The sequence below is a fragment of the Aeromonas enteropelogenes genome, assembly GCF_000819845.1.
Classification (GTDB): domain Bacteria; phylum Pseudomonadota; class Gammaproteobacteria; order Enterobacterales; family Aeromonadaceae; genus Aeromonas; species Aeromonas enteropelogenes.
The window spans coordinates 47,458-53,457 of the sequence record NZ_CDCG01000039.1 but is presented as its reverse complement, the minus strand read 5'-3'; the positions used below and the strand labels follow the sequence as shown (position 1 = coordinate 53,457).

The following is a 6,000-nucleotide window of genomic DNA, read 5'->3' as shown; positions in this document are numbered from 1 at the left end:
GGCGGGCAGCCTGGCTGCCCGCCTCGCCAATACCGTCAAAAAACCATTACATAAACAGCAGGTAGTTGAGTGTCAGGGCGGTGATCAGCGCCCCCGCCATGGGCACGCTGGTGCGCTTCACCACCACGAAGGGCGACACTTTGGCGATGCCTGCACAGGCAATCACCACGGCCGCGATGGGGGAGATGCTGCGCCCGATACTGGAGGCCAGCTGCATCGGCAGCAACATGGTCACCGCCGGCACGCCAAACTTGGCCGCCACCGCGGGAGCCAGGGTAGAGAAGCTCAGGAAGGCCGCGTTGCCGGAGCCCATGATGACGGCCGCCACCATGATGAGGCCCACCATGACGAGGGTCATCAGACCGCTGCCGATGCCGGCGTCGCTGGCCGAATGGAGCAGGGTGTCGATGGCGCCGATGGCCTTGAGGGACTCGGCAAACAGCTCGGCGCAGACGATGAGCGCCACCACAGGACCGAACACCTTGCCCATGCCGTCGAGGAAGCTCGACAGGCCGGCGAAGGAGGTACGCACCGAGCGCGAACGCAGCAGCTCGCACAGCATGCCGATGAAGACCGACAGCAGCATGGCCACTTCCACGCTCATCTTGATATCGCTCACCAGCAGCTTGGAGAAGGTCATCATCAGCACGAAGGGAATGATGGGCAGCAGGGCATACCAGGTCGGCGCCTTGACCTCGTCCGTTCCCTTCTCGTCCAACTCGGCGTGCTCGCCGCGATGCAAGGCCGGATCCCAGCCATCTTTGCGATCGCAGTGACGCTGCCAGAAGAAGTGCAGCACCATGGTCACCAGCAGCATGGGGGCCACCAGCCAGATCTGGTAGTCGACGAAGTAACTGGTGGGATCCATGCCAGACTGGCCGGCCGAGAAGATGGCGTTGGTCTGGGTCGGGCCAATCTCGAACGCCTGGGAAGTGGCGATGACGCCGCAGGCGGAGGCCGGGCTGATGCCGAGGTTGCGCATCACCGGGTACATGGTGACCATCAAGAGCAGGCCAAGGCCGGTCGCCGAGGTGACAAACAGGGAGACGAACACCGCCACCAGGTAGCAGATGGCCAGCATCAGGTAGCTGGACTGAATGCCCGCCACCGGTTTGACCGCCACCCGCACCAGCGCCTGGGAGGCGCCAATGTGGGACATGTAGGTGGCAAAGCCGGCCACCGCCATGATGGTGAGACCCAGCCCGGCCGCGCGGTAGGAGAAGATCCCCTTGAACACCTCGAACAGGTCGAACAGGGCGAAGCCTGTGCTCTTGTCGGCAGGCAGTATGGGGTGCAGTCCCAGCCAGTAGGCCAGGGTGAAAATGGCCATGCCCGCCAGCGCCAGCACGGCTTGCGGGTTGTAATCCTTGATGATGCCGTAAACCACGGCCACCAGGACGAACAGGACGAATAGAAGTTCCAACACAGACTCCTGACAGATTTATCGAAAAGCGAAATCTAGTGTGCCCTCTGCCAGCAGCCTTTGATCCCCATCAATAAAGGTGAACTCGCCGCCATTTAGCAGCATAATATGTCGGTCAGTTAACAAAATTTCGATATTTAAACTGATTCATGCATATTGCCTGAGATTATTCACGAATCGTGCGACATAACTGGTCTCTTTTTTGCGTTGGATCAACATCAGAGAGCCCTGAAGCCGCCAAGATGCGCATCGACACCTAGCGACCATTTCGCACCGGAGAGAGTTATGACAAGCCAAGCCACCGCAGAGACTTCAACCTGCGACTACAAGCTGTGGGACATCCTCATCGAGTCTGCAAGGGAACGCACCACCATTCGCTACTCCAAACTGGCCAGACAGGCCGGGCTGGAACAGTGCCAGGACGAGCTGCGCACCCTGCTGCAGCGTATTCGCATGTACTGCACCGAAAACAATCTGCCGATCCTCTCCGCCATCGTGGTGGACGATGTGGGCAAATATACCGGCCTCTCCTCCAGTCTGCCGGACGCTCCCTGGGAACGTGCCCGGGTCTTTGATCACGAGTGGACCACGCTGCACTGATCCTGCCGCTCCTTCCCTCCTCCAAAACGCGCCCGAAGGCGCGTTTTGGCTATCAGCCCCCTGGCTGCCCGCCATTTTCCGCTCTGCAACGGCCAACTGACACGCCCCGGTGATTGCCTTGGGATCGCCACAATGCCAGAATCGTGCCTCTCCTTGATTTCCCGTATCGATCTCAAGTTTCCGATTTCAGGGCCCGTGCCCGCAGACAAGGACTCCCCATGGCCACCACCCTCTATGGCATCAAAAACTGCGACACCATCAAGAAAGCCCGCAAGTGGCTGGATGAGGCTGGTGTCGACTACCGCTTTCACGACCACAGGGCCGATGGCCTGGATCCGGCCGCGCTGGATGGCTGGCTCGCCAAACTCGGCTGGGAAGCCCTGCTCAACACCCGTGGCACCACCTTCCGCGCCCTGCCGGAAGAGGAGAAGCAGGGGCTCGACAACGACAAGGCCCGTGCCCTGCTGCTGGCGCACCCGGCGATGATCAAGCGCCCGCTGCTGGACTGCGACGGCGAACTGACCCTGGGGTTCAAGGCTGACCACTACCAATCCCTCTTCTCTCGTTAACCTCTGCTTTTAAGGAACACCGATGTCGGATGTCATCGCACTGGCCAAGGATCTGATCCGCCGCCCCTCCGTTACCCCGCTGGATGAAGGGTGCCAGACCCTGATGAGCGAACGCCTCGCTCGTCTTGGTTTTGTCATCGAACCCATGGTGTTCGAGGACACCACCAACCTGTGGGCACGGCGTGGCAGCGAAGGGCCGCTATTCTGTTTTGCCGGTCACACTGACGTGGTGCCGGCCGGGCCGCTCGATAAATGGCACACCCCGCCGTTCGAGCCGACCATTCAAGATGGCGTGTTGTACGGGCGCGGCGCCGCCGACATGAAGGGGTCGCTGGCCGCCATGGTGGTGGCCACCGAGCGTTTCGTGGCCGAACATCCGGATCACCAGGGATCGATTGCCTTTCTCATCACCTCAGATGAAGAGGGCCCCTTTATCAACGGCACCACCCGGGTAATCGACACCCTGGAGGCGCGCCAGGAAAAGATCACCTGGTGCATCGTCGGCGAGCCCTCCTCCACCAATCAGGTGGGCGACGTGGTGAAAAATGGCCGGCGCGGCTCCATCACCGGCGATCTGCTGGTGCGCGGAGTGCAGGGCCACGTGGCCTACCCCCATCTGGCGGACAACCCGATCCACAAGGCAGCGCCGGCGCTGGCGGAACTCGCCGCCACCGTGTGGGATGAGGGCAACGCCTACTTCCCCCCCACCAGCTTCCAGATCGCCAACATCCAGGCCGGCACCGGCGCCTCCAACGTCATTCCGGGAGAGCTGCACGTCCAGTTCAACTTCCGCTTCAGCACCGAACTCACCGACACGGATATCCGCGAGCGGGTCGAGGCGCTGCTGGACCGACACGGCCTCGACTACCAGCTCACGTGGACCCTCTCCGGCCAGCCCTTCCTCACCGACACCGGCGCTCTGCTTGAGGCGACCGTGGGCGCCATCGAGCAGGTCAACGGCCAGCAGCCGGCTCTGCTCACCACGGGGGGAACGTCTGATGGGCGCTTTATCGCCCCCACCGGGGCGGAAGTCATTGAGCTGGGTCCGGTCAACGCCACCATCCACAAAGTGAACGAGTGCGTGAAGGCCGAAGATCTGGATCTCCTGGCGGACATGTATCAAGGGGTACTGACGCGGTTGCTGGCGTGAACCCGGACCAGCAACGCTTTTCTCTTCCAAGACCCATCGGAGGGACTGTGATATGACCCAGGATCAACTGCTGGGGCTCGACGAGAGCCATCTTATCCTGATGGGGCGCGGGCCCCATCGCCTGACCGCCGCCACTGCGGCGGCCTTCAACGACATGCAGGTGGCAGCGGCCCACGACGGCTTCAACCTGCAGGCGGCCTCCAGCTGGCGCAGCTTCGAGCGCCAGCTCGCCATCTGGAACGGCAAGTGGCGCGGCGAGCGGCCGCTGCTGGATGCCACCAGCCAGCCCATCGATGCCCTGCAACTGAGCGACGAGGAGCGGCTGCACGCCATCCTGCGCTGGAGCGCCCTGCCGGGCACCAGCCGCCATCACTGGGGCACGGATCTCGATATCTACGACCCGGACTGCTTGCCCACGGACACCAAGCTGGCGCTGGAGCCCTGGGAGTACGAGGAGGGGGGCTGGTTTGCCGACCTGAGCGAATGGCTCGGCGAGCGGATGAACGATTTTGGCTTCTTCCTGCCGTATGACAAGCCGGTCGGGGCTGGCCAGGGCGTTGCCTATGAACCCTGGCATCTGAGTTTTGCCCCCGAATCGCGGGAGCTGCGCCTCGAACCGGATGCGCTGGCACTTTGCCTGCAACAGGCGGATATTGAAGGCAAGGAGACCATACTGGCCCATCTCGACGAGATCCTGGCCCGTTATGTGACTATCGAGAGTGACGAGAGGACGACATTATGAATTTATGGCTCTGGATAGGTTTGCCACTGCTCTTCCTGCTCGGGCTGTTTCTCAATGCCATCAAGGACATGAAACAGCTGGAAAAGCAGTTGCCCAAGTATAAGGACAAGATCCGCGAAGTGAAGGATGACGAGGACGACTGACTTCGCGAATAAACCCGGCCCGATGGATGGCGGCATCCCGGGCCACAACCAAGCTTCACAGGCGGCCAGCAGAGACTGGCCGCCGCTTTTTATCCGCCTCAGTCGGCGACGTCTACCCGGTTGCGCCCCGCCCCCTTGGCGCGATAGAGCGCCATGTCGGCGCGCTGCAACGTCTTGAGCAGCGGCTCATCAGGCCGGCGGCTTGCCACCCCGAACGAGGCGGTGACTGCTATCCCAAGCGGCCAGTTGCGACTCTCGACCATCGCCAGACGCAGGCGCTCGGCCAGGGCCTGGCCCCAGGCCAATGAGCGCCCGGGCAGCAGCAATACGAACTCCTCCCCGCCCCAGCGACAGAGCATGTCCCCATCCTCCAGTTGCAGCAGCAACTCGCTCACCAGGCACTTGAGCACCTCGTCACCCACCGGATGACCGTGGCTGTCGTTAATCTGCTTGAAGTGGTCGATATCGATAAACACCAGGGTCATCTCGCCGCCGTGGTGCACCAGCCTGGACTCCCCCTCATAGCGACTCAATGCCCCGGTCAGTGGGTCATATCGCACCTGGTTGCTGGCCATCCGGTACTCCAGCTCGAGATCCCGGTTGCGCGCCATGGTCTGCCTGGCTTGCCTGCTTAACTTCGCCAGGCGTCGTCGCATCCCGAGATAATCCATCAGCAGCAAGGAGATCACCGACAGGCTCCAGCCGATGAAGAGGGCCCGATAGAAGAGGGTGGGCGACATCCAGGGCCCCTCGAAGATCAGCGTCTCCACCTTGAGTTGATAATGGCCCGGCACCGCCCCCGAGCCGGTCGCCAGTTCGATGGCGAAGACCCGGCTCAGATCCTGCCCCTGCTGCATCAGGGGAATGTCGTAGTCGGTCAGCCACCAGGTGGTGGGGGTAAAGAGCTTGAGGGGGATCTCGACCCGCCCCGGGTACTGTTTGGGGTCGAACAGGATGGCGTTGACCTTGTGGGAGACAGGATCCCCGGCCCGGGAGTAGTCGGGGTGGTAGTTGCGCAGATAGATACGCCAGGCGACGTCACTCGGACCCTCTCCTTCCAGCTGCAGGATCAGGTTATCGAAATCGGAGAGATCGATCCCCTGTTCGGGGGCGGTGAGGGTGATCGCCAGTTCGCAGTAGGGCCAGCGGTATTGGCTCCCCAGCTCGCACGTCATCCCGGTTCCTTGCGCCGCCAGAGTTGCTACCGAGTCCCCCCCCGTGGGGCGATCGTCGATGGTAGCGACCTCCCAGTTGTCACTCGGCACTATCACCAGATGGCGTCTGGGGCCCCACTCAAACAGTGCGACCAGGAGCAGCGAGGTCACCATCAAGAGGGCTAGGAGCCACCATAACCGTCTGAGTTGTAACATTAT

The 6,000-nt window shown here is 62.1% G+C and carries 7 protein-coding genes; 5 read left to right on the top strand and 2 right to left on the bottom strand.

The features are described from left to right. Positions 1 to 46: 46 nt before the first annotated feature. Positions 47 to 1,423: a C4-dicarboxylate transporter DcuC gene (dcuC, locus tag BN1123_RS16855; RefSeq protein WP_042028438.1), complete on the bottom strand. Its 1,377-nt coding sequence runs from the start codon at positions 1,421 to 1,423 to the stop codon at positions 47 to 49. 285 nt (positions 1,424 to 1,708) lie between these two features. Between dcuC and BN1123_RS16850 the strand changes: the two genes are divergently transcribed. The 5 genes from BN1123_RS16850 (at position 1,709) to BN1123_RS21500 (ending at position 4,627) form a co-directional block, all read left to right on the top strand. Continuing rightward, positions 1,709 to 2,023 carry a hypothetical protein gene (locus tag BN1123_RS16850; RefSeq protein WP_026458114.1) on the top strand — a complete coding sequence of 105 codons (315 nt, stop codon included), beginning with the start codon at positions 1,709 to 1,711 and terminating at the stop codon, positions 2,021 to 2,023. 218 nt (positions 2,024 to 2,241) lie between these two features. Beyond that, positions 2,242 to 2,592: an ArsC family reductase gene (locus BN1123_RS16845; RefSeq protein ID WP_042028437.1), complete on the top strand. Its 351-nt coding sequence runs from the start codon at positions 2,242 to 2,244 to the stop codon at positions 2,590 to 2,592. A gap of 22 nt (positions 2,593 to 2,614) precedes the next feature. Continuing rightward, positions 2,615 to 3,742 carry a succinyl-diaminopimelate desuccinylase gene (gene dapE / locus BN1123_RS16840; RefSeq protein WP_042028436.1) on the top strand — a complete coding sequence of 376 codons (1,128 nt, stop codon included), beginning with the start codon at positions 2,615 to 2,617 and terminating at the stop codon, positions 3,740 to 3,742. Between the two features lie 52 nt (positions 3,743 to 3,794). Then, entirely contained in the window at positions 3,795 to 4,484 is a 690-nt protein-coding gene (locus BN1123_RS16835; RefSeq protein WP_042028434.1) for a M15 family metallopeptidase, read from the top strand. After that, positions 4,481 to 4,627 carry a hypothetical protein gene (locus BN1123_RS21500; protein WP_124240348.1) on the top strand — a complete coding sequence of 49 codons (147 nt, stop codon included), beginning with the start codon at positions 4,481 to 4,483 and terminating at the stop codon, positions 4,625 to 4,627. Before BN1123_RS16835 ends, BN1123_RS21500 begins: the two co-directional genes overlap by 4 nt. A gap of 98 nt (positions 4,628 to 4,725) precedes the next feature. Here the strand turns inward: BN1123_RS21500 and BN1123_RS16830 are convergent, their stop codons facing one another. After that, the gene (locus BN1123_RS16830; protein WP_042028433.1) at positions 4,726 to 5,997 is read right to left on the bottom strand and encodes a GGDEF domain-containing protein; all 1,272 of its coding nucleotides are present in this window, start codon (positions 5,995 to 5,997) and stop codon (positions 4,726 to 4,728) included. Positions 5,998 to 6,000: the final 3 nt, after the last annotated feature.